This is a genomic window from Cupriavidus respiraculi (assembly GCF_914271545.1).
Classification (GTDB): domain Bacteria; phylum Pseudomonadota; class Gammaproteobacteria; order Burkholderiales; family Burkholderiaceae; genus Cupriavidus; species Cupriavidus respiraculi.
In genome coordinates this window covers 139,674-161,275 of sequence record NZ_CAJZAH010000005.1, presented here as the reverse complement: position 1 = coordinate 161,275, position 21,602 = coordinate 139,674, and the positions used below count along the sequence as shown (strand labels likewise).

Annotated in this window: 19 protein-coding genes; all 19 read right to left on the bottom strand. The window is 69.2% G+C overall.

Translation table 11 applies throughout. The features are described 5' to 3' along the window. Positions 1–332: 332 nt before the first annotated feature. On the bottom strand, positions 333–743 hold the full coding sequence (locus tag LDO27_RS20570) for a gamma-glutamylcyclotransferase family protein (RefSeq protein WP_224043735.1): 411 nt from the start codon (positions 741–743) through the stop codon (positions 333–335). 3 nt (positions 744–746) lie between these two features. Beyond that, on the bottom strand, positions 747–1,247 hold the full coding sequence (gene rraA / locus LDO27_RS20565) for a ribonuclease E activity regulator RraA (RefSeq protein ID WP_222203451.1): 501 nt from the start codon (positions 1,245–1,247) through the stop codon (positions 747–749). 71 nt (positions 1,248–1,318) lie between these two features. Then, positions 1,319–2,578, bottom strand: a complete 1,260-nt coding sequence (locus LDO27_RS20560; RefSeq protein ID WP_222203452.1) for an MFS transporter — start codon at positions 2,576–2,578, stop codon at positions 1,319–1,321. A gap of 117 nt (positions 2,579–2,695) precedes the next feature. Beyond that, positions 2,696–3,550, bottom strand: coding sequence for a LytR/AlgR family response regulator transcription factor (locus LDO27_RS20555; protein WP_224043733.1), 855 nt, complete (start codon positions 3,548–3,550; stop codon positions 2,696–2,698). 82 nt (positions 3,551–3,632) lie between these two features. Then, on the bottom strand, positions 3,633–4,829 hold the full coding sequence (locus LDO27_RS20550) for a sensor histidine kinase (protein WP_224043732.1): 1,197 nt from the start codon (positions 4,827–4,829) through the stop codon (positions 3,633–3,635). Between the two features lie 354 nt (positions 4,830–5,183). Then, on the bottom strand, positions 5,184–6,137 hold the full coding sequence (locus LDO27_RS20545) for a CysB family HTH-type transcriptional regulator (protein ID WP_222203456.1): 954 nt from the start codon (positions 6,135–6,137) through the stop codon (positions 5,184–5,186). Continuing rightward, the gene (locus LDO27_RS20540) at positions 6,134–7,258 is read right to left on the bottom strand and encodes a sulfate/molybdate ABC transporter ATP-binding protein (protein WP_224043731.1); all 1,125 of its coding nucleotides are present in this window, start codon (positions 7,256–7,258) and stop codon (positions 6,134–6,136) included. Before LDO27_RS20540 ends, LDO27_RS20545 begins: the two co-directional genes overlap by 4 nt. 43 nt (positions 7,259–7,301) lie before the next feature. After that, the gene (gene cysW, locus LDO27_RS20535; protein WP_222203460.1) at positions 7,302–8,207 is read right to left on the bottom strand and encodes a sulfate ABC transporter permease subunit CysW; all 906 of its coding nucleotides are present in this window, start codon (positions 8,205–8,207) and stop codon (positions 7,302–7,304) included. 1 nt (position 8,208) lies between these two features. After that, complete coding sequence (gene cysT / locus LDO27_RS20530) at positions 8,209–9,144, bottom strand: sulfate ABC transporter permease subunit CysT (protein ID WP_222203463.1); 936 nt, start codon at positions 9,142–9,144, stop codon at positions 8,209–8,211. A 117-nt stretch (positions 9,145–9,261) separates the two neighbouring features. Beyond that, positions 9,262–9,957, bottom strand: a complete 696-nt coding sequence (locus LDO27_RS20525; RefSeq protein ID WP_224043730.1) for an RBBP9/YdeN family alpha/beta hydrolase — start codon at positions 9,955–9,957, stop codon at positions 9,262–9,264. Continuing rightward, on the bottom strand, positions 9,933–10,811 hold the full coding sequence (locus LDO27_RS20520) for an EAL domain-containing protein (protein WP_224043729.1): 879 nt from the start codon (positions 10,809–10,811) through the stop codon (positions 9,933–9,935). Before LDO27_RS20520 ends, LDO27_RS20525 begins: the two co-directional genes overlap by 25 nt. Before the next feature lie 50 nt (positions 10,812–10,861). After that, positions 10,862–11,872: a sulfate ABC transporter substrate-binding protein gene (locus LDO27_RS20515; protein ID WP_290368846.1), complete on the bottom strand. Its 1,011-nt coding sequence runs from the start codon at positions 11,870–11,872 to the stop codon at positions 10,862–10,864. Between the two features lie 439 nt (positions 11,873–12,311). Then, positions 12,312–14,900 (bottom strand): ATP-dependent chaperone ClpB, encoded by a 2,589-nt coding sequence (gene clpB, locus LDO27_RS20510; protein ID WP_224043728.1) that lies wholly within the window; start codon positions 14,898–14,900, stop codon positions 12,312–12,314. A gap of 188 nt (positions 14,901–15,088) precedes the next feature. After that, positions 15,089–17,290 carry a D-(-)-3-hydroxybutyrate oligomer hydrolase gene (locus LDO27_RS20505; protein WP_224043727.1) on the bottom strand — a complete coding sequence of 734 codons (2,202 nt, stop codon included), beginning with the start codon at positions 17,288–17,290 and terminating at the stop codon, positions 15,089–15,091. A 264-nt stretch (positions 17,291–17,554) separates the two neighbouring features. Beyond that, on the bottom strand, positions 17,555–17,935 hold the full coding sequence (crcB, locus tag LDO27_RS20500; protein WP_224043726.1) for a fluoride efflux transporter CrcB: 381 nt from the start codon (positions 17,933–17,935) through the stop codon (positions 17,555–17,557). Beyond that, positions 17,935–18,453: a molybdopterin synthase catalytic subunit MoaE gene (gene moaE, locus LDO27_RS20495; protein WP_224043725.1), complete on the bottom strand. Its 519-nt coding sequence runs from the start codon at positions 18,451–18,453 to the stop codon at positions 17,935–17,937. The genes crcB and moaE overlap by 1 nt, the downstream gene beginning before the upstream one ends. A 1-nt stretch (position 18,454) precedes the next feature. Beyond that, positions 18,455–18,712, bottom strand: a complete 258-nt coding sequence (gene moaD / locus LDO27_RS20490; RefSeq protein ID WP_224043723.1) for a molybdopterin converting factor subunit 1 — start codon at positions 18,710–18,712, stop codon at positions 18,455–18,457. An 8-nt stretch (positions 18,713–18,720) separates the two neighbouring features. Further along, on the bottom strand, positions 18,721–19,929 hold the full coding sequence (locus tag LDO27_RS20485; RefSeq protein ID WP_224043836.1) for a molybdopterin molybdotransferase MoeA: 1,209 nt from the start codon (positions 19,927–19,929) through the stop codon (positions 18,721–18,723). Between the two features lie 184 nt (positions 19,930–20,113). Beyond that, positions 20,114–21,577: a threonine synthase gene (gene thrC / locus LDO27_RS20480; protein ID WP_224043722.1), complete on the bottom strand. Its 1,464-nt coding sequence runs from the start codon at positions 21,575–21,577 to the stop codon at positions 20,114–20,116. Positions 21,578–21,602 lie beyond the last annotated feature (25 nt).

Genomic DNA, 21,602 nt, shown 5'->3' with positions numbered 1-21,602 from the left:
ATTCCGCGGGTCCTGGCCGGGGCCAAGCCCGGAAAGCGCCGTAAGTCATATGTCTTATATAAGAGTGTAGAGAACGCTTCCGCGTTGCAACAGCCTCGATCCGCTCCGCCGCCGATAAATATTTCTCTTTGTTTTCATGGGCTTGCCGAACGTATTTCACGATACGGCAAGCAATCCCCCATCATGAGAGCGTGCCCTTGTGCCTTGCACGCATGTATTTTTGCGCACCAAAACAACTTTCCGCATCGTGAAATCAATGCGGCGAGCGCGTAAACGCAGAGCGGCCGCCCGAAGGCGGCCGCCGCTGCGGTGATGCGCCGGCGCGCTGCCGGCTACCCGGCGTCGCGCGCCCGGCGGTAGCTGACCCAGTCACCTTGCGGAATCGGCGGCAGGCCGGCCACGGCGTGTTCCCCGACCGGATACAGCAGGCAGGACACGGCGCCGTCGGGACATTCGACCGGATGCTCCACCCGTACGAACAGGCTCGCCTGCCCTGGATAGACTTCCTCGATCTCGTCCAGCACCGGGATCAGCGCCTCGTCGATCTCGTAGATATCGCCCACCACCCGGGCGCCGTCCGCCGCGGGCACATAGCCGGGGTAACTGCCGAAGTCGTACAGGCGGCCGCTGACGTAGCCGGTGCCTACCAGACGGGGCGCGGCAATGCCATGGCGGCGGGCCGCCTCGTTCAGGTCGTTCGCTTCGCCCGCGCGCAGCGTGCCGTACACGAATACCAGCGGCATGGCTCAGTCCTCGAGCAGAGCGACGTCCGACACCAGCACGCCGTCGGCGTCGGCGTAGATCCAGTTGCCGGGGCGCACCACGGCGCCCGGCATCTGCAGCGCAACCTCGCGTTCGCCGGCATTGCGCTTCTGGCTCTTGCGCGGATGGGTGTCCAATGCGCGGATGCCGATCGCGCAGGCGTCCAGCTCGGCGGTATCGCGCACGCAGCCATTGACGACGATGCCGGCCCAGCCATTGTTCTGCGCCAGCTCGCCCAGCTTGCCGCCGACCAGCGCGCAGCGCAGCGAACCGCCACCGTCGACCACCAGCACGCGGCCGTGGCCGGCCGACTCCACCGCCTCGCGCACCAGCGAGTTGTCCTCGAACACCTTCAGCGTGGCCGCCGGGCCGGCAAAGCGCTGCCGCTGCCCGAAATGGCGGAATCCGGGCGACAGCACGCGCAGCGTGCCGTCGGCCAGGCGGTCCTCGTGGTCGTCGCAAAGATCGGTGGTGGCGAACTCCATCAACATCCTCCTGTGTCGGCTGGTCAGTGTGTCGGTATCGCGGTATCCCGGCGCCGCGGCGCCGTTGCGGGTCAGGCCGGCGAGGCGCGCCCGGTATCGTGGCCGGCGCGGCTGCGGTTGCCGTTGCCCACGGTGATGGCGGTGAAGATGGCCAGCAGCTGCAGACCGCCGATCATGAAGAACACCCAGTTGGGCCAGCGCGCGTCCATCAGCGCGCCGAAGAACAGCGGACCGGTGGCCAGCCCGATATCCAGGCCCGAATAGACCACGCCGTAGACGCGCCCGGTGGCGCCCGCGGGCGCGGCCGCCCGCACCAGCAGATCGCGCGACGGACCGGCGATCCCGGCGCCGAACCCGATCACCCCGAGCAGCACCGGCACGGCCAGCGCCGGCACCAGCGCCATGCCCACGAGGATGGCAACCAGGCCCGAGACGCCGAAGCTCATCGCGATCAGCCGGTCGTGGTTGGCGGTGCGTCCGGCGGCGAAGCCGCCGGCCACCATGCCGCCCGCGCTGCTGAGCATGTAGATGGTGTAGCAGGCGGTGGCCAGCGCCAGCGGCATCCCGTACAGCTGCGTGAGCGCCGTGGGCGCGAAGCTCTGGATGCCCGACAGCGAAAAGGTGGTGATCAGGAAGAACGCCCAGCACACCCACACCTGCGGCAGCTTCAAAAACGAAAGCATGCCGCCCGCGGCCGGTTTCGCGGCCGGCCGCGCCACGGCGCCCTTCAACTCGCGCGGGTCCAGCACATGCCGGTAGAAGAAGAGCACCGCCAGCACCGCGAACGCCACCAGCGCCGCGCAGGCCAGCGCCGTGCGCCAGGTGCTCAGGTTCGCGATGGTGACCAGGAAGACCGGCGCCGCGGCCCAGCCCAGGTTGCCCGAGATGCCGTGCACGGAAAACGCGTGGCCCAGCCGCGGCTGCGAGACATGCTTGTTGAGCAGCGTGAAGTCGGCCGGGTGGAACACGCCGTTGCCCAGGCCCGCCACGCCGGCGCCCAGCAGCAGCATGGCGTAGCTGGGGCTGGTCGACAGCAGCAAGGCGGACAGGCCGAGAAAGGCGATGCCGCCGAACAGCACCGGCCGGGGTCCGACGCGGTCGACGATGAAGCCGCTGGCGGTCTGCACCACCGCCGAGACCGCGAAGAATACCGTCATCAGCAGCCCCAGCTGCGCGTAGCTCAGGCCGAACTCCACCTTGATCCACGGAAACAGCGGCGCCAGGATCAGATGGAAGAAATGCGAGACGCTGTGTGCCAGGCCCACCAGGCCGATGACCTGGGCGTCATGGCGCAGCGGATTCTGTCCGGGTTGCAGGGTGGCGGTAGTCATCGGGCGATCAGGGAGGGGAAGGACCGGACGCCGGTCCGGAGCACGGGCACGCCGCGCCGCGTGCGGCGCAAATTCGCATCATAGTGGAAAGGCGATCGCGGCGCGGCGCGCCCTGCCCTACATCTGCTTGAACAGATGCGCGTACTGGCGCGCCACCGGCAGCGTTTCAGGCCGGTCGCGCAGCCGCAGCGCGAGCCGGCCCAGCGACTGGTTCACCGCGCTGGCCACGCAATCGATATTGACCACGGTGCCGCGGTGGATCTGCCAAAAGCGGTTGGGATCGAGGTGCTGCGCCAGTTCGCGCAGGCTGGTGCGGATCAGCGCCTCGCCACTGGCGGCCACCACGTTGACGTACTTGTCGGTGGCCTCCAGGTAGATGACTTCGTCCACCGGAATGATGCGGATCTCCTGCCCCACCAGCGCCTTGATGAAGCGCAGGTAAGGCCCGGCCTGCGCGCCGGGGCGCTGCCCGCCCGCGCCGTTCCCGGCGCCCACCCGGTCGAGGTCCAGCGCCTCGAGCCGCGCCAGCAGTTCGGCCAGGCGGTCGACGTCCGCCGCGCCGGGGCGGGGGCTCCCGCCGGCGTCACCCGAAGCCGCCGGCGACAGCCGCGAACGCAGCCGGCCTACCGTGTCCTCCAGCCGTTCGCGCTGGATGGGCTTGAGCACGTAGTCCACCGCCGCGTGCTGGAAGGCCTCCACCGCGAACTGGTCGTAGGCGGTGACGAACACCACCAGCGGCGGGTGGTCGTGCTCCAGCAGTTCGCGGGCCACCTCCATGCCGCTCATGCCGGGCATGCGGATATCGAGAAAGGCGACCGAAGGATTGTGCTGGCGCGCCGCGTTCAGCGCCGACACGCCGTCGTGGACCATGGCCACGATCTGCGCCTCGGGCCACAGGCTGGAGAGTTCGGCGTGCAGCACGCGTGCCAGCAGGGGCTCATCGTCGGCAATCAGCAGCGTGGGAGCGGTCATGCGCAGGCGGGCAAGTAGAAAGCGGGATCGGGCGGCAAGCGGGTAGCCATGAGCGGAGCCGCTGGCGAAATCGGCGGCGGCCTTACGAACGGGACACCGCCGGCACCGCGATGGCGCTGTCGGGTGCGCCGTGCGGCGCCGGTGCCGCCGCGCAACCCGCTGGGGCCGGCGCCGGCGCGGCGGGCTTCTGCGCGATGGGCAGCGTCAGCCGGATGATCAACCCGTGGGGCGTGTTCTCTTCCATCTGCATCGCGGCCAGCGCGCCGAAGATCCGGGCCAGGCGCTCGCGCACATGGGTCAGGCCAAGGCCGGATCCCTTGCCGTTGCCGTTGCCATGGCCGTGGCCGAGCCCGACGCCGGTATCGGCGATCACCACCTCGACCGCGTCGGGACGCAGCGCGCGCGCCGACAGCGAGATGGTGCCGCCTTCCATCGACGGCTCGATGCCGTGGCTCACGGCGTTCTCCACCAGCGGCTGAATCAGCATCGGCGGAATCTCGACCTCGGCCAGCTCCGGCGGCAGGTCGATGCGGTAGGACAGCCGCGAGCCGAAGCGCAGCGCCTGGATATCCAGGTAGCTGCGCAACAGTTCGAATTCCTGCCGCAGCGTGCATTGCTCCGCCCGCGTATGCGCGAGCGACATGCGCAGGAAGCCGATCAGGCGCTGCAGCAGGCGACGTGCGGCCTGCGGGTCGGTGGCGATCAGCCCGTCCAGGTTCGCCAGCGAATTGAACAGGAAATGCGGCTCGATCTGGGCCTGCAACGCCATCAGTTGCGCCCGCACCAACTGCTTCTCGGCTTCCTCGCGCTGCAGCGCATCAAGGGCGGCCTGCCGCTGGAGATACGCCAGCTTCTCGCGCGACCAGTAGAAATAGATCATGCTCGCGGCGCCCAGCATGCCCACCACCAGGCACATGCGCAGCATGCCGCCGATCTCGGTGTCCGACTTCGGCGGCAGGTCCAGCACCGCGCGCGTGGCCCAGGTGCCGGCCAGCACGCCCAGCGGCACGGCGGCGGCGGCGAGCAGCATGAACGGCACGCGGCGCGGCGGCTCGCTCCACCAGATCAGCACACGGGGAATATCGATCAGCGTCCAGATGGACAGGCCGATCAGCTGGCTGTACACGAAGTTGTGCCACAGCGAGCCGCCGGTCTGGAAGCCGTAGTTCAGGCTGACGGCGATGACCGTATTCATCGCCAGCACGAACACCAGGTCGCGCGTGAGCATCGTCAGGCGCGACGGCACGGCGGTGACGAGGCAACGCTCGGTGGCTTTCATGAATCTGCAGTCGGCAGAAGGCCTGATATGGAGCATCGCAGGGACCACAAGAAACGGCATCGAAGGCCAGCGCCCGGGCCGGGCACGGCGCCGGTCCCATTCTAGCCAGCCTGCCCTGCCGTGCCTCTCCGGCGGAACCCGGGCATGGAGCCGGGGCGCGGACGCAGGCGGGCAACGCAGACGGACGTTGGGGACCGCGGCGGGCACAGCCCGGCGCTTTCCGCGACTCTAACGCCGAGTGCACGCTATGTGAAGCCGCATGCGATGAATGGCGGTTCGGGCGGGCGAACGGCAGATTCGCGCCGCCGCCGGCGGGATGGCGTGCCCGGCGCCGCGCGCGCCGGCATGTGGCCCTCAGGCCGCGAGGGCCTGCGTCTTGTCGGCTGCCGCCTCGGACAGCGCGCTGTCCACGGCATCGCGGGACAGCTGCGGCGCGAACATGTTGATGAACGCATGCGCGTAGCCGCGCAGGTAGGCGCCCCGGCGCACGGCCACGCTGGTGGTGTTGGCCTCGAACAGATGGCGCGCGGCGATGCAGGTCAGCGCCGCGTCCTTGCGCGGGTCATAGGCCATCGACGCGATGATGCCCACGCCCAGGTCCAGTTCCGCATAGGTCTTGATCACGTCGGCATCCAGCGCGGTCAGCACGATCTCCGGATGCAGCCCCGCGGCGGCGAACGCGCCGTCGATCTTGCGCCGACCGGTAAAGCCGGCGTCGTAGGTGATCAGCGGAAAGCCCGCCAGATCCTCCAGCGTGGGCTCCGGCAGGAGCGTGAGCGGATGGCCGGGCGAGACCACCAGCACGTGCTGCCAGGTGTACGCCTCGAACGAAGTCAGCCCCGGCTCGTTCGCGACCGCTTCGGTGGCGATGCCGATATCGGCCTGCCCGGTCAGCAGCAGTTCGACGATATGGGTGGGAGAGGCTTCCTGGAGCGCCAGCGTGACGTGCGGATACGCATGGCGGAACGCCTGCACGACCTTGGGCAGCGCGTAGCGCGCCTGCGTGTGCGTGGTGGCCACCGTCAGCCGTCCGGTATGGCGGCCGGCGAACTCGTCGCCGGCCTGGCGCAGGTTCTCCGCCTCCAGCAGCAGCCGCTCGACGATGCGCACGATCTCGCGGCCCGGCTCGGTCAGACCGGTCAAGCGCTTGCCGTAGCGCTCGAAGATTTCCACGCCGAGCTCTTCCTCGAGTTCGCGGATCTGGCGCGAGACGCCGGGCTGCGACGTGTAGAGCGCATTGGCGACCTCGGTCAGATTGAAATTGCGCCGCACCGCCTCGCGGATCGAACGTAGTTGCTGGAAGTTCATGGTGCCGCCTCCACGGTCGCAGCCGCCCGGGGCGCCGGCTCGCCGGCCGGGGCCTGCGGGAACACGCGCAGCCGGCGCGGGCGCACGGCGAGCAGTTCGCCCTCGCGGAAGGCCGCATGGCGGAACCGCTCCAGCGGCAGCGCGACCTCGATCAGTTGATGGGAGTCCTCGCGCTCCAGTTCGAGCTGTGCCACCGGCCCGAGCGTCAGCGCGCGCCGCAGCGTCACCACGATGCCCTCGGCGCCGGGCGCGTAGCGCTCGATGTCCAGGTCGTGCGGCCGGACATAGGCCACCGCATCGCCCGCGACCGCGTCGTGCCCGTGCGTGACCGGCAGCGCGCCGTCGGCCATGTGGAGCACCCCGCCGCCCTGCCCCGGCTCGAGCCGGCCATGGAAGCGATTCACGTTGCCCAGGAAGCCAAACACGAACGGCGTGGCCGGATGCTCGTACACGGCCTCGGGGCTGCCCACCTGCTCCACCCGGCCGCGATGCATCAGCACCACCTGGTCGGCCACTTCGAGCGCTTCCTCCTGGTCGTGCGTGACGAAGATGCTCGTCACGTGCAGTTCGTCGTGCAGGCGCCGCAGCCAGCGCCGCAGTTCCTTGCGCACCTTGGCATCGAGCGCGCCGAACGGCTCGTCCAGCAGCAGCACGCGCGGCTCCACCGCGAGCGCGCGGGCCAGCGCGATGCGCTGGCGCTGGCCGCCCGAGAGCTGCGCGGGATAGCGGTCCGCCAGCCAGTCCAGCTGGACCAGCTCCAGCAGCGAGCGCACCTTGTCGCGGATCTGCTGCTCCGACGGCCGCTCGCCGCGCGGCTTCACGCGCAGGCCGAACGCCACGTTCTCGAACACGCTCATATGCCGGAACAGCGCGTAGTGCTGGAACACGAAGCCCACCTGGCGCTGGCGCACGTGCTGGTGCGAGGCGTCGCGCCCCTCCAGCAGGATCTGTCCCGCGTCGGCCCGCTCCAGCCCGGCAATGATGCGCAGCAGCGTGGTCTTGCCGCAGCCCGACGGACCCAGCAATGCCGTCAGCTGGCCTTCGCCGAAGTCCAGGGATACGTTGTCCAGCGCGACGAAATTGCCGAAGCGCTTGTCGATGTGTTTGACCTGAATGCTCATGATTGCCGTCTCGTCGTGATGCCGTTCTGTCCCGCGATGCCGTTCAATGCGCCGCGCCGCCGTCGCCGCGCTCACCCGCCTGCGCCGCCTGCGCACGGTGCTCCACCAGCGTCTTGATCGCCAGCGTCACCAGTGCCAGCAGCGCCAGCAGCGACGCCACCGCGAACGCGGCCGCGAAGTTGTATTCGTTGTAGAGAATCTCCACGTGCAGCGGCATGGTGTTGGTCAGCCCGCGGATATGGCCCGACACCACCGACACGGCGCCGAACTCGCCCATGGCCCGCGCGTTGCACAGGATCACGCCGTACAGCAAACCCCAGCGGATATTGGGCAGCGTGACGCGGAAGAAGGTCTGCCAGCCCGAGGCGCCAAGCACGATGGCGGCCTCTTCCTCCTCGCTGCCCTGCGACTGCATCAGCGGGATCAGCTCGCGGGCGACGAAGGGAAACGTCACGAAGATGGTCGCCAGCACGATGCCCGGCACCGCGAACATGATCTTGATGTCGTGCGCCTCGAGCCATGGGCCGAACCAGCCCTGCGCGCCGAACAGCAGCACATAGATCAGGCCCGAAATCACCGGCGACACCGAGAACGGCAGGTCGATCAGCGTGGTGAGCAGGCTCTTGCCGGGAAACTCGAACTTCGCGATGCACCAGGCCGCCACCACGCCGAACACCAGGTTCAGTGGCACGGCGATGGCCGCCACCGTCAGCGTCAGCCGGATGGCAGCGAGCGCATCGGGCTCGCTGAGCGCCGCCCAGTACGTGTCCAGCCCTTTGCGCAACGCCTCGTAGAAGACCGCGGCCAGTGGCAGGAACAGGAACAGCGACAGGAACAGCACCGCGACGGCGATCAGCGCATGGCGCACCCAGGGCGCCTCGTCGATGCCGTGGCGGAACGCGGGCGCATGGGCGGCGGTGCCCAGGCGGCTTGCAGTGGCGCCGGCCATCTTATTGGTCTCCCTTATGTTGGCCTGTGTGGCTGGGGCCGCGATGCTGCCGCCGGGTCCACGCCTGCAGCAGATTGATGAACAGCAGCATCGCGAACGACAGCACCAGCATCACCACGGCCACCGCGGTGGCGCCGGCATAGTCGTACTGCTCCAGCTTGGAATAGATCATCAGCGGGGCGATCTCGGAGACCATCGGCATATTGCCGCTGATGAACACCACCGAGCCGTACTCGCCGGTCGCGCGTGCGAACGACAGCGCAAAGCCGGTCAGCAGCGCCGGCAGGATCGCGGGCAGGATCACCCGCGCGAAGGTCTGCCGGCGGTTCGCGCCCAAGCTGGCGGCGGCCTCCTCCAGCTCGCGCTCCAGGTCCTCCAGCACCGGCTGCACCGTGCGCACCACGAACGGCAGGCCGATGAAGGTCAGCGCCACCACGATGCCCAGCGGAGTAAAGGCCACCTTGATGCCCAGCGGCTCCAGATAGCGGCCCACCCAGCCATTGCCGGCGAACAGCGCGGTCAGCGCGATGCCGGCCACCGCCGTGGGCAGCGCGAACGGCAGGTCCACCAGCGCATCGACCAGGCGTCGGCCAGGAAAGCGATAGCGCACCAGCACCCAGGCGACCAGCAGCCCGAACACCAGGTCGATCAGCGCGGCGATCAGCGAGGCGCCGAAGGTCAGCCGGATCGACGCCACCACCCGCGGCGCCGATACCACCGCCCAGAATGCCTCCCAGCTCATGGTGAAGGTCTTCAGGAAGGTGGCGGACAGCGGCACCAGCACGATCAGCGCCAGATAGAACACGGTGACGCCCAGCGACAGCCCGAAGCCGGGCAATACCGAAAAGCGGCCGCTCGGGCGGCGGGGCACGGCCGTGGCTGGCAGCGCCGCGGGCAGCGGCGCGCCGTTTTCCGTCAGAGAGATCGAAGGTGGCATGGAAAGTAAGGGCCGGGGCGCGTGGATAACGTCCCGCACGCGGGGCAGGACAACGGAACGATTCTGCTGACGTCGCCTTATGCCGAGAACGAATATTTCCGAATGTCTTTAATCGGATTAGATATAAGGGGGTGTCAAAGAGACTTCGAGTTCGCTATCCCAGTCCCGTTTATCGCCTGGGGACCGGGAGCGGCCGCTGTCAGCGGCCTCCAGGCGCTGCAGCAAGCCACCTAGCAGCCCTACGCCGGCGGGCCAGTCTCCCAGTCCGGAATCGGCATTGACGTGGCCCAGCATTCCGACGTCCACCAGTTCGCTGCCCCACAGCGCGCCCCAGCTGAACGCCGTGCGCTGCGCCATCCAGGGGTCGTTGCGGCTGGCCACCAGCACGGTCGGAAACGGCAGGCGCCATGTCGGCAGCAGCGGTCCCACGCCGAACCGGTCGGGATCGGCGGGCGCCACCAGCAGGGCGGCGGCGATTCCCTCGGGATCGAGCGCAGCCTGTCGCACGGTGGCGAGGCACCCGAAGCTGTGCGCCACGAGCACCGCCCCGCGCGGCGCGCTCTGGCGGCCCTGTGCCACGCGCTCATGCACGCGATCGGCCCACAGATGCAGGCTGGGGCGCGACCAGTCGTGCTGTTCCACGCGGTGCCAGCCCGGGAAACGCGCCTCCCAGCGACTTTGCCAATGCGCTGGTCCGCTGCCATGCAGGCCCGGGACGGTCAGCACCGCCAGGCCCTTGGGTACGTCCAGCCGCAAAGGCGCATTCACGGCCGTGCCTTCGTCGGGCCTTATCGTGGCGTGGAACCGGGGCATGGTGCCTCCTGCGTGAATACGCGGCCGGCCGGTGCGGTCGCCACATCGCGGGGACGGACCGGCCCGCCCGCGTAGACGCCCTGCCCCAACGCGATGCCGGCGGCCTGCAGGCGTTCCACACTCACAGGGTCGTCCAGGCGCCGGCCTATCAGCGTGACACCGGCATTGCCGGCGCTGGCATGCAGGCCGGCCAGTTGCCGGTCCGTCCAGGTGCGCCGCATATCGAGCTTGAGCCAGTCCGGCCGCGCATGGGCCATCAGCGCGCCGGCCTCGGCCGGATCGGACGCCTGCAGGCTGACGGCGAAGCCGTTGCGCCGGTAGTTGCCAACGACCTGTAGCAGCAGCGACAGATCGTCGTTCGCGCTGGCCGGCACCTGGATCACGAAGCGCTCCTGCGGCAGGCCCAGCGCCTGCAGCGCATGGCGGAAGGCGGCGCCGTGGTCGGCCGCCACCGCGGCCAGCAGGCGGTTGTGCACGTTCAGCACCAGCTTGCCTTCGCCGGAGGCGGCGAAATAGTTGATGGCGTGGACCAGGCGCGCGAGGCGGTCCAGCGCAACCAGCGCCTCGTCGTCGGCCGCCATCGCGAACAACTTCCACGCGGCCAGTCCCACGCCATCGTCCGCATAGGTGCGCAGCACGCCTTCGTGGGCCACCGGCGCATGGTCGGCCAGCCGGATCAGCGGCTCGAAGGCGCTGGTCAGCGCGCAGCGGAAATACTGCGCCTGGACCTGCCCACCGGCGTCGCGCCACATCGGGCGATCGGGCCGCGGCCGCGTGGGTAGCGTGTCGAGATAGCGGGCCAGCGGCGCCGGCAGGCCGGACGTGCCCACGGTATGGGCGGCCAGGATCGGCATTGCGGTATTCCCCTGTAGAAGCGGCCGGCGCGGGCGCCGGCCGTGCGGCCTCACTTGCTGCGGCCGGGCTGGTAGATCTGGTCGAAGGTGCCGCCATCGGCGAAATGCGCGACCTGCGCCTTCTGCCAGCCGCCGAACGCTTCGTCGATGGTGAACAGCCGCACCTTGGGGAAGGCCGAGGCGTACTTGGCCGCGATCTTTTCCGAGATCGGGCGGTAGTAGTTCTTCGCGGCGATTTCCTGGCCTTCGTCCGAGTACAGGAATTTGAGATAGGCCTCCGCGGCCTTGCGCGTGCCTTTCTTGTCCACCACCTTGTCGACCACGGCGACCGGCGGCTCGGCCAGGATGGAGATCGAGGGCACCACGATGTCGAACTTGTCCGGGCCCAGTTCCTTGACGGCCAGGATGGCCTCGTTCTCCCAGGCCACCAGCACGTCCCCGATGCCCCGCTCGACAAAGGTCGTGGTCGCGCCGCGCGCGCCGGAATCGAGCACCGGCACGTTCTTCAGCACCTGGCCGACGAAGTCCTTCGCCTTGGCCTCGCTGCCGCCCGGCTGGCGCAGCGCATAGCCCCATGCCGCCAGGTAGTTCCAACGCGCACCGCCGGAGGTCTTCGGGTTCGGCGTGATGACCTGCACGCCCTGGCGCGCGAGGTCGTTCCAGTCCTTGATGCCCTTGGGATTGCCCTTGCGCACCAGGAACACGATGGTCGAGGTATAGGGCGACGCGTTGTGCGGCAGGCGCTTCTGCCAGTCGGCGTTGAGCAGCCCCTTCTGCGCGATCGCGTCGATGTCGTAGCCCAGGGCCAGGGTGACCACATCGGCCTGCAGCCCGTCGATGACCGAGCGCGCCTGCTTGCCCGAGCCGCCATGCGACTGCCGGATCGTCACGTTGTCGCCGCCAGCCGCCTTCCATGCCTTGGCGAAGGCGGCGTTCACGTCGACATACAACTCGCGCGTGGGGTCGTAGGACACGTTCAGCAGCGTGGTGTCCGCCCATACGGCCGGGCTCGCTCCCGTTGCGGCCAGAACGGCCAGGCCAATCGCCAGCTTGCGCATCATCGTCATTGCTCCCGTCGGAATATCGTCGAAATGGCGCTTGTGAATTGCGCCGTCATCGAAGGCTATCGATGCGCGTATCCAAACGGAACGAATGGTTTTGCCCATCCATGCCCGTTTTCCGCATAAGAACTTGCGGAAATATCGGCATATCCGGGGACGGCAGTCGCGGTGGGCCCCTCGGATGGGCACCCACAAAAGAAAAAGCCCGCGGCATCAGAAATGCCGCGGGCCAAGTTTCCTGGCTGGAAACGGGTAGACGCCATGGAGAGCGCCCCCGCATCTCCATGACAGGGTCATGTTAGGGCGTGGGGCGCCGGTTCGTTTTGACTTGCGTCAAGGCGGGGCGTATTGGTGCCGTTGCCTGCGTCGCGACGACCGAGCCGGCGGCCCGGCGCTTGGACCCCATCGCGGCGGCCCGGCCGTCACCGTCCCCCCGGCCTTACTGCGCGGCCTCCCCGAACGCGAACTCCCCGTTCCGGTAATCCACCGGCACCACGTCCTTCGCGGCGAAGCGGCCTTCGAGGATGGCGCGCGCCACCGGATTCTCGATGTTCTGCTGGATGGCGCGCTTGAGCGGCCGCGCGCCGAACACCGGGTCGTAGCCCGCGCTGGCGATGCGCTCGAGCGCCGCTTCGCTGACCTCCAGCGTCATGTCCATGCGCGCCAGCCGTGCCTGCAGCCGCTGCAGCTGGATGCGGGCGATCGACTCGATATGCTTCTGGTCGAGCGCGTGGAACACCACCACCTCGTCGATCCGGTTCAGGAACTCGGGCCGGAAATGCGTCTTCACCTCCTGCCACACGGCACCCTTCACGGCCTCGTGCGGCTCGCCGGACATGGACTGGATGATGTGCGAACCGAGGTTCGACGTCATTACGATCACCGTGTTCTTGAAGTCCACGGTACGGCCCTGGCCATCGGTCAGGCGGCCGTCGTCCAGCACCTGCAGCAGCACGTTGAACACATCGGGGTGGGCCTTCTCGACCTCGTCGAGCAGCACCACGCTATACGGCTTGCGCCGCACCGCCTCGGTCAGGTAGCCGCCCTCCTCGTAGCCCACGTATCCCGGCGGCGCGCCGATCAGGCGCGACACGCTGTGCTTCTCCATGAATTCGCTCATGTCGATGCGGATCAGGTGGTCCTGCGAGTCGAACAGGAACTCGGCCAGCGCCTTGCACAGCTCGGTCTTGCCCACGCCGGTCGGCCCGAGGAACAGGAACGAGCCATAGGGCCGGTTCTCGTCCGCGAGACCCGCGCGGGAGCGGCGGATGGCGTCGGACACCAGCCGCACGGCCTCGTCCTGGCCCACCACGCGGCGATGCAGATAGTCCTCCATCTGGATCAGCTTCTCGCGCTCGCCCTGCATCATCTTCGAGACCGGGATGCCGGTCGCGCGGCTGACCACCTCGGCGATTTCCTCGGCGCCCACCTGCGTGCGCAGCAGCTTGTTGGGCTGCTTCTGCTCGGCGGTCTCCGCATCCGTCGCGGCCTTGAGCTTGCCCTCCAGGTTCGGCAGCTTGCCGTACTGCAGCTCCGCCACCTTGTCGAGCTTGCCCTCGCGTTGCAGGCGCGCGATCTCCAGCTTGATCTTGTCGATCTCTTCCTTCAGCGTGGCGGCGCCCTGGGCCGCGCCCTTCTCGGCCTTCCAGATCTCGTCCAGGTCGGCGTATTCCTTCTCGAGCCGGGTGATTTCCTGCTCGATCAGCTCCAGCCGCTTGCGCGACGCCTCGTCGGTTTCCTTCTTGACCGCCTCGCGTTCGATCTTGAGCTGGATGGTGCGGCGCTCGAGCTTGTCCATCGACTCCGGCTTGGAGTCGATTTCCATCTTGATGCGCGCGGCGGCCTCGTCGATCAGGTCGATGGCCTTGTCCGGCAGGAAGCGGTCGGTGATATAGCGGTGCGACAGCTCCGCCGCGGCGACGATGGCCGGGTCGGTGATCTCCACGCCGTGGTGCAGTTCGTACTTCTCCTGCAAGCCGCGCAGGATGGCGATGGTCGCCTCCACCGAGGGCTCGTCCACCAGCACCTTCTGGAAGCGGCGCTCCAGCGCGGCGTCCTTCTCGATGTACTTGCGGTACTCGTCCAGGGTGGTCGCGCCGATGCAGTGCAGCTCGCCGCGTGCCAGCGCGGGCTTGAGCATGTTGCCCGCGTCGATGGCGCCCTCGGCCTTGCCGGCGCCGACCATGGTGTGGATCTCGTCGATGAAGACGATGGTCTGGCCCTCGTCCTTGGCGACATCCGACAGCACGGCCTTGAGCCGCTCCTCGAACTCGCCGCGGTACTTGGCGCCGGCCAGCAGGCCCGCCATGTCGAGCACCAGCACGCGCTTGTTCTTCAGGCTCTCCGGCACCTCGCCGTTGACGATGCGCTGGGCCAGCCCTTCGACGATGGCGGTCTTGCCCACGCCGGGCTCGCCGATCAGCACGGGGTTGTTCTTGGTGCGGCGCTGCAGGATCTGGATCGCGCGGCGGATCTCGTCGTCGCGGCCGATCACCGGATCGAGCTTGCCGATGCGGGCGCGCTCGGTCAGGTCGATGGTGTACTTCTTCAGGGCCTCGCGCTGCGATTCGGCGTCCGCGCTGTTGACGGCATCGCCGCCGCGCACCGCCTCGATGGCGGCCTCCAGCGACTTGCGCGACATGCCGTTCTCGCGGGCGATGCGGCCGGTCTCGTTCTTGTCGTCGGACACGGCCAGCAGGAACAGCTCGCTGGCGATGAACTGGTCGCCGCGCTTGATCGCTTCCTTCTCGGTGGCATTGAACAGGGCGGCGAGATCGCGGCCCACCTGCACCTCGCTGTTGCCCTGCACCTGCGGCAGGCGGTCGATCGCCGCATCGAGCGCGGCCGTGAGCCCGTTGATGTTGACGCCGGCGCGGGACAGCAGCGCGCGCGCGGAGCCGTCGTTCTGCGCCAGCAGCGCGCGCACGACGTGTTGGGGTTCGATGTACTGGTTGTCGTGACCGATCGCCAGGGTCTGGGCATCGGCCAGCGCTTCCTGGAAACGGGTCGTCAGTTTGTCTAGACGCATGGGATTCTCTCTCTCTCGAATGCGTGTCCCGATGCGGGAGCGGCCGCGGGGGCGCTCTCTCGACCAGGGCACTGGATGTCTTCCCGAAAGATAAGGCTTCGGGCTGACATTTCAAGGCGGCAGGGCCGGGGATCGGGGCCCGGCGCGGCCCGGTGCGCCGCGCCGGGCCGCGCGCCTGCCAGCGCGCCTCAGTCGGGAACCCGCACGATACCGTCCGCTTCCACCACGATGCGGTCGCCCGCGGCCGGGCTGGCGGCGATGGGCGGCACGTTGGCGGGCAGGATCGCCGGCGCGGGCGCGTTCAACGTGCCGCCGCGCGGGACCGTGCGCACCACCTGCGAGGGCGGCAGCGGCGCCCCCCCGCCCAGGTGGTCGAACATGGCGTCGAGTGCCCGGTTCAGGTACAGGTGCAGCGGAATGTACCGGTTGTCATAGCCGGGCACCACGCCGATGAAGCCGTCGAAATGCTGGGCATTGGTGACTTCGACGTACGACAGGCGGCTGGCGGCGCCCTCCTTCAGGCGGTTGTAGCCGAGATAGGGCCGCGAGGTATGGTTGACCGGCAGCAGCGCATCGCTGCGCCCATGCACGATCAGGGCCGGCTTGCCGCGCAGGTTGCCCGAGCGCAGCGTCTCGGCCTCGCCCGTCCGCAGCCGCACACCCGCCGGCGTGCCCCCGGTCAGCAGCTCGCGCAGGCACCGCGCGCCGGCCAGGTTGGCGTCGTCATAGGCCAGTTGCGGCGAGCGCGACAGCACGTCGCGGCGCGGGCCGCGCGGGTCCAGGTCGTTGACCAGCTGCACGCCGGAGTTGGGCGGAATGCCGTTGCCCGTCGAGAACATCGTCGCCAGCGGCGCCGCCGGCATGGTCACGGGGCCCAGGGCCGTGCCGGTCGCCGCGAAACTGAAGCCGCACAGCCGCTCCGTCACGCTGGCGCGCGACAGCGCGTTGGCATAGGTCACGGCGATGGCATTGGACACCTCGAACACCGCCATCGACGCGTGCAGCGCATCGGACTCCGCCTCCCAGCCGTAGGCGCGCAGCTGCTGCAGCGCGCTGGCGGCCCATTGGCCGAGATTGCCGCCGGTCACGATGCCCGCCTCGGCCAGCGCGCGGCAGCGCCCTTCGGCGGCCGCATCGAGCCCCAGCAGCGTATAGAAGCCCAGCCCGGCCGCGTCGGCATGGGCCGGATCGCGCGAAGCGCACAACTGAAGCATGTTGGCGAGCGAGGTGTAGTCGAACAGCGTGCGGCCGGAGCGGCTGACCGCGGCGCCGCCGCGCTGCACCGTGACGCCGGTGTTGGACGGCAGGTTCAGGTTGGGCTCGGTGACCGCCACCCCGTCGATCAGCCCGTCGCCGTCCTGCTCGGCCGCGGCCACCGCGGCCCCTCCGCCGTTGGAGATGCTCGAGGCAATGACCATGATCCGGTCCTTGTCCAACGTGCGCTGCCGCGTGCCGTCCGCGGCCTGCGCGCCGTAGCGGTCGTTGATGGCCCAGATGGCGAACTCCACGGATTGCAGCGTGAACAGACCCCAGTCCTTCTCGGGATTGCGCTGCGAGTGGGCATGCTTGAAGGCCAGGCGGTGCGGGGCCGCGGCGTTGAAGTCCGCGAGCGTGGTGTCGCCCGGCGGCGCCACGAACTGGGCGGCCGCGCCGGCGGCCTGCCGGTTGGCGCGCGTGCCGTCGATCAGGGGCACGGTGTCGGTTTCCAGGTCATGCGGCGCGCCGCCCGTGCCCTTGTCGGTATAGGCCACGGCGCAGCCCCGCTTCAGGCCCCATTCGCCGGTCGAGATGCCGCCGTACACGCCGCGCGAGCCCGACGACGTCGCGGTGATCAGGCAGGCACGGGCCGGATCGAAGGTGGACGGGATCTGGACCATCATGGTCACGTTCTGCCGGCCGGTGCCATCGTCCGAGTAAGCCAGGTACTCGACCCCGGCGACCTTGCCCTGCCCGCCGGTGATATTGCCCCGGGCGTCCACATTGGGCCCGTAGAGCGAGCCGTAGCCGCCGTTGGCCGAGGTGTCGACCAGGGCGCGATAGTTCGAATGGATCGCATAGCGGCGCAGCTCCGCCGCGGTCGGTGCGGCCGGATCGGCCGGTAGCGGCGGCGTGGCCGACGCGAGACCGTCCTTGCCCAGGCCGGCGGTCAGCAGGTCGTCGGCGACCCCGTCGTAGGTCTGGACCCGGACCTCGCCGATATAGGCCGGCTTGGCGTTGGCCTGGCCGCCGCCGGTGCCCCCGCCTCCGCCGCCCCCGCCGCCACTCCCATGGTCCCCATCGTCATTTCCCGAGCCGCAGGCGGCCAGCAGCAACACCGCCGCCGCCGCGCCGCCGCGGGCCGCCCTGCGCGCCCATGCCCCTGTCGCCTTCTCTGCCTGATTGCGCCGCATCCGTCTGTCTCCTTTGCGGGCGGGCGGCCGCATCGGCCGGCAAGCCCTGGCTTATGTGTCCGTCGCCGCGCCGCCGGGTGGCGTGCCGCGCTCACGAAGAACAATAGGCGACGATTACGTGACCTGCAGGCCGAAAACGAGGGACACGGCGGCGGACGCCATCGCGAGGCGTGCCGAGTCAGCGAAGCGGGTTTTGAGAGCGTGAAATACGGGGGTAGCCGAGACGCGGCGATCAGGGCGCCGGCATCGCTTTGGGCCGGGGCGTCAGGACAGCAGGCGCCACGACCACAGACCCAGCGCGGTCAGCGCCAGCGAGCCGCCGAGATGCAGCAGCAGGTGGGCCGCGGCCCAGCCATAGTCGGCCGCCATCAGGTTGGCGACGACCTCGCTCGAGAACGTGGAAAATGTCGTCAGCCCGCCGAGAAAGCCGGTGACGACGAGCAAGCGCCATTCGGGCGACAACTGGGGATGGCTGCCGAAGAACCCCACGGCCACGCCGACCAGATAGCCGCCCACGAGGTTGGCGGCCAGCGTGCCGTAAGGCAGGGCCGGGTTCAGCGCATTCCACAGCACGGAGAAGCCCCAGCGCAGCCAGGCACCGACGGCCGCGCCGACGCCAACCGCGACAAAGCCCAGGGGGCCCATCAGCCGCGCGGCTCCGCCGTGGCCGCCGCGGGGGACGCGCCGTCCTCGCCGCTGGCGTTCAGCGAGCGCACGCCCCAGCGCGCCAGCGCCGATTCGTCGGTGACGCGGGCATCGACCCAGCGCGCGCCGTGCGGCGTCTCTTCCTTCTTCCAGAACGGGGCTTCGGACTTCAGGTAGTCCATGATGAATTCGCACGCCGCGAAGGCGTTGCCGCGATGGGCCGATGCCACCGCCACCAGCACGATCTGGTCCTGCGGCAGCAAGGCGCCGACGCGGTGGACGATGGTCACGCCCTCCAGCGCCCAACGCGCGCGGGCCGCGTGTTCGATCTGCTCGAGCGCCTTCTCGGTCATGCCGGGATAGTGCTCCAGTTCCATCGCCCGGACTTCGCTGCCATCGCTGACATCGCGCACCGTGCCGATAAAGCTGGCCACCGCGCCGATGCCGGGACGGCCGGCCCGCAGGGCCGCGACCTCGGCGCCGAGGTCGAAGTCCTCCTGCTGCACGCGCACGCTCATGTCAGCCTCCGGTCACCGGCGGGAAGAAGGCCACCTCGCAGCCCTCGGCCACCGCGGTATCGGCCCGCGCCACCGCGTGGTCCACCGCCATGCGCAGCGCCCGCCCCTCGGCCAGCGCCTGCTCCCAGGCGCCGCCGCGCTGGCGCAGCCATTGCCGCAGCTCGCCCACGGTGGTCACCGTGGCCGGCACGTCGGCGCTTTCCTGGCCCACGCCGAGCTGCTCGCGCACGCTGGCGAAGAACCGCAATTCGATCTTCATCGTCGCTCCTAGCCCAGCAGCGCGGCGAACGGGATGAACTGCACCGTGTCGCCCTGCCGGATCTGCACGTCCGGCGGGTTGTCGATCAGGCCGTCGCCCCAGATGGTGGACGTCAGCACCCCCGAGCTCTGGTTGGGGAACAGGTCCAGCCCACCCTTGTGGTTGATGCGCGCGCGCAGAAATTCGTTGCGGCGGTCCGGCTTCTTCTGGTCGAAATCCGCCCGCAGCGGAATGCGCATCGGGGCGACGTGCTCCACGCCCTGCAGCCGCAGGATGAAGGGCCGCACGAACAGCAGGAAGGTCACGAAGCTGGACACCGGATTGCCCGGCAGCCCGAGGAAGGCGGCAAACCCGCCGTCCTCGCGCCGGACCTGGCCGAAGGCGAGCGGCTTGCCCGGCTTGATGGCGATCTGCCACAGGTCCAGGCGGCCTTCGGCTTCGACGGCCGGCTTGATATGGTCTTCCTCGCCCACCGAGACGCCGCCCGACGTGATGATCAGGTCGTGGCCGCGCGCGGCGCGGCGCAGCGCGTCGCGCGTGGCGTCCAGCGTGTCGGGCACGATGCCGAGGTCGTCGATCTCGCAGCCCAGGTTCTCCAGCAGGCCGCGCAGCGTGAAGCGGTTGGAGTTGTAGATGGCGCCGGGCTTGAGCGGCTCGCCCGGCATCGCCAGTTCGTCGCCGGTGAAGAACACGGCCACCCTGACCCGGCGGACCACCTCGACGCTGGCCTGCCCCACCGAGGCCGCCAGCCCCAGCGCCTGCGGCGTGAGCCGCGTGCCGGCCGGCAGGATGACGTTGCCGGCCATGATGTCCTCGCCCGCGCGCCGGATCCATTCGCCGGGACCTGGCGCGTGATTGACGACGACATGGTCGTCCTCCACCACGCACTGTTCCTGCATCACCACCGCGTCCGCCCCCGGCGGAATCAGGCCGCCGGTGAAGATGCGCGCGGCGGTGCCGGGCTCCAACGCCACGCCGACATGCCCGGCCGGGATCCGCTGCGCCACGCGCAGCCGCGCGCCGGGCATCGGAATATCGGCGGTGCGCACCGCATAGCCGTCCATCGAGGTGTTGTCCGCCGGCGGCACGTCGAGCCCGCTGCGCACGTCCGCGGCGAGTACCCGGCCGTTGGCCTGCAGCGTATCGATGGTCTCGGTATCGGCCAGGGGGCGCGCGCCGGCCAGCAGCGCGTCGAGGGCCTGGGCCATGGTCAGCATGGGGGGGCGGTTTTGCATGGTGGCTGGACTCGTCTTGGCAGGGCCGCGGCGGCGCACCGCGCGGCGCGGGACCGCGGCGGCGATGGCGGCCGTGATGGAAAGCACCGGCGGCGCAAGGCACGCCGCCCGGTCCGATTGTAATGGCTTGGCGCCCCGCCGGGTCGGCCGGAGCGCCGGGGGCGCCTTACAGGCCGGTATGCTCGGCGATATAGGCCTTGACCAGGCTGGCGTCCGCCGCCATCACCTGGAAGCGCTGGGGCAGCGCCTCGATGCCCTCGAAGCTCGCCGGCCGTTCCGGCTCGCGGCCCAGCGCTTCGCGGATGGTGTCGGCGAACTTGGCGGGCAGCGCGGTTTCCAGCACCAGCATCGGCACGCCCGGCGTCAGATGCTCGCGCGCCACCTTGACGCCATCGGCGGTGTGGGTGTCGATGGTGATGCCATAGCGCGAGGACAGGTCGCGGATCGTGGCCACGCGGTCCGCGTGCGTGCTGCGACCCGAGACGAAGCCGAACTCGCGGATGCGCTCGAATTCGGGCGTGCCGCGCAGGTCGAAGCCGCCGTTGGTGTCGAGGTCGCGGAACAGCGCCGCCAGCTTGCCGGCGTCCTGGCCCAGCAGGTCGAACACGAAGCGCTCGAAGTTCGAGGCCTTCGAGATGTCCATGCTCGGGCTGGACGTGTGATAGGTCTCGGCGGACTTGCGCACCCGGTACACGCCGGTGCGGAAGAACTCGTCGAGCACGTCGTTCTCGTTGGTGGCCACCACCAGCTTGTCGATGGGCAAACCCATCATGCGCGCGATATGGCCGGCGCAGACATTGCCGAAGTTGCCCGACGGCACGCAGAACGACACCTTCTGGCCCGGGCCGCTGGTCGCCAGCAGCCAGCCCTTGAAGTAGTAGACCACCTGGGCCACGACGCGGGCCCAGTTGATCGAATTGACGGTGCCGATCTTCTGGCGCGCCTTGTAGTCGAGGTCGTTGGACACCGCCTTGACGATGTCCTGGCAGTCGTCGAACACGCCCTCGATGGCCAGGTTGAAGATATTCTCGTCCTGCAGGCTGAACATCTGCGCGGTCTGGAACGCGCTCATCTTGTTGTGCGGGCTGAGCATGAACACGCGGATGCCGCGCTTGCCGCGCATCGCGTATTCCGCGGCGCTGCCGGTGTCGCCCGAAGTGGCGCCCAGGATGTTCAGTTCCTGCCCGGCGCGCGTCAGCGCGTACTCGAACAGGTTGCCCAGCAGCTGCATCGCCATGTCCTTGAAGGCCAGCGTCGGCCCATTGGACAGGCCCAGCAGATGCAGCGGGGTCTTGCCGTCCGCGCCGTCCGCGCCCTCCTCGCCCAGCAGGCGCAGCGGCGTGATGTCGGCGATATTGTCGCCGGGCCGCGCATTGCAGTAGACCTCGGGGGTATAGGTCTTGCCCGTCAGCGCGCGCAGGTCGGCCGCCGGAATATCGTCGCAGAACCTGGAGAGGATCTCGAAAGCGAGATCCGCATAGGACAGCTCGCGCCAGGCTTCCAGCTCGTCGGCGCTGACCTGGGGGTAGACCTCGGGCAGATACAGCCCGCCGTCCGGCGCGAGGCCGCCCAGCAGGATCTCGGAGAAGGTTTGCGGCATCCGGTGGCCGCGGGTCGACTGGTATTTCATGGGTGTGCGGAGCCTCGGTTCAGCG

Excerpts from the sequence above, each read along its gene's own strand:
- LDO27_RS20570 (WP_224043735.1), bottom strand. The coding sequence starts at position 743 with ATGCCGCTGGTATTCGTGTACGGCACGCTGCGCGCGGGCGAAGCGAAC.
- rraA (WP_222203451.1), bottom strand. The coding sequence starts at position 1,247 with ATGGAGTTCGCCACCACCGATCTTTGCGACGACCACGAGGACCGCCTG.
- LDO27_RS20560 (WP_222203452.1), bottom strand. The coding sequence starts at position 2,578 with ATGACTACCGCCACCCTGCAACCCGGACAGAATCCGCTGCGCCATGAC.
- LDO27_RS20555 (WP_224043733.1), bottom strand. The coding sequence starts at position 3,550 with ATGACCGCTCCCACGCTGCTGATTGCCGACGATGAGCCCCTGCTGGCA.
- LDO27_RS20550 (WP_224043732.1), bottom strand. The coding sequence starts at position 4,829 with ATGAAAGCCACCGAGCGTTGCCTCGTCACCGCCGTGCCGTCGCGCCTG.
- LDO27_RS20545 (WP_222203456.1), bottom strand. The coding sequence starts at position 6,137 with ATGAACTTCCAGCAACTACGTTCGATCCGCGAGGCGGTGCGGCGCAAT.
- LDO27_RS20540 (WP_224043731.1), bottom strand. The coding sequence starts at position 7,258 with ATGAGCATTCAGGTCAAACACATCGACAAGCGCTTCGGCAATTTCGTC.
- cysW (WP_222203460.1), bottom strand. The coding sequence starts at position 8,207 with ATGGCCGGCGCCACTGCAAGCCGCCTGGGCACCGCCGCCCATGCGCCC.
- cysT (WP_222203463.1), bottom strand. The coding sequence starts at position 9,144 with ATGCCACCTTCGATCTCTCTGACGGAAAACGGCGCGCCGCTGCCCGCG.
- LDO27_RS20525 (WP_224043730.1), bottom strand. The coding sequence starts at position 9,957 with ATGCCCCGGTTCCACGCCACGATAAGGCCCGACGAAGGCACGGCCGTG.
- LDO27_RS20520 (WP_224043729.1), bottom strand. The coding sequence starts at position 10,811 with ATGCCGATCCTGGCCGCCCATACCGTGGGCACGTCCGGCCTGCCGGCG.
- LDO27_RS20515 (WP_290368846.1), bottom strand. The coding sequence starts at position 11,872 with ATGATGCGCAAGCTGGCGATTGGCCTGGCCGTTCTGGCCGCAACGGGA.
- clpB (WP_224043728.1), bottom strand. The coding sequence starts at position 14,900 with ATGCGTCTAGACAAACTGACGACCCGTTTCCAGGAAGCGCTGGCCGAT.
- LDO27_RS20505 (WP_224043727.1), bottom strand. The coding sequence starts at position 17,290 with ATGCGGCGCAATCAGGCAGAGAAGGCGACAGGGGCATGGGCGCGCAGG.
- crcB (WP_224043726.1), bottom strand. The coding sequence starts at position 17,935 with ATGGGCCCCCTGGGCTTTGTCGCGGTTGGCGTCGGCGCGGCCGTCGGT.
- moaE (WP_224043725.1), bottom strand. The coding sequence starts at position 18,453 with ATGAGCGTGCGCGTGCAGCAGGAGGACTTCGACCTCGGCGCCGAGGTC.
- moaD (WP_224043723.1), bottom strand. The coding sequence starts at position 18,712 with ATGAAGATCGAATTGCGGTTCTTCGCCAGCGTGCGCGAGCAGCTCGGC.
- LDO27_RS20485 (WP_224043836.1), bottom strand. The coding sequence starts at position 19,929 with ATGCTGACCATGGCCCAGGCCCTCGACGCGCTGCTGGCCGGCGCGCGC.
- thrC (WP_224043722.1), bottom strand. The coding sequence starts at position 21,577 with ATGAAATACCAGTCGACCCGCGGCCACCGGATGCCGCAAACCTTCTCC.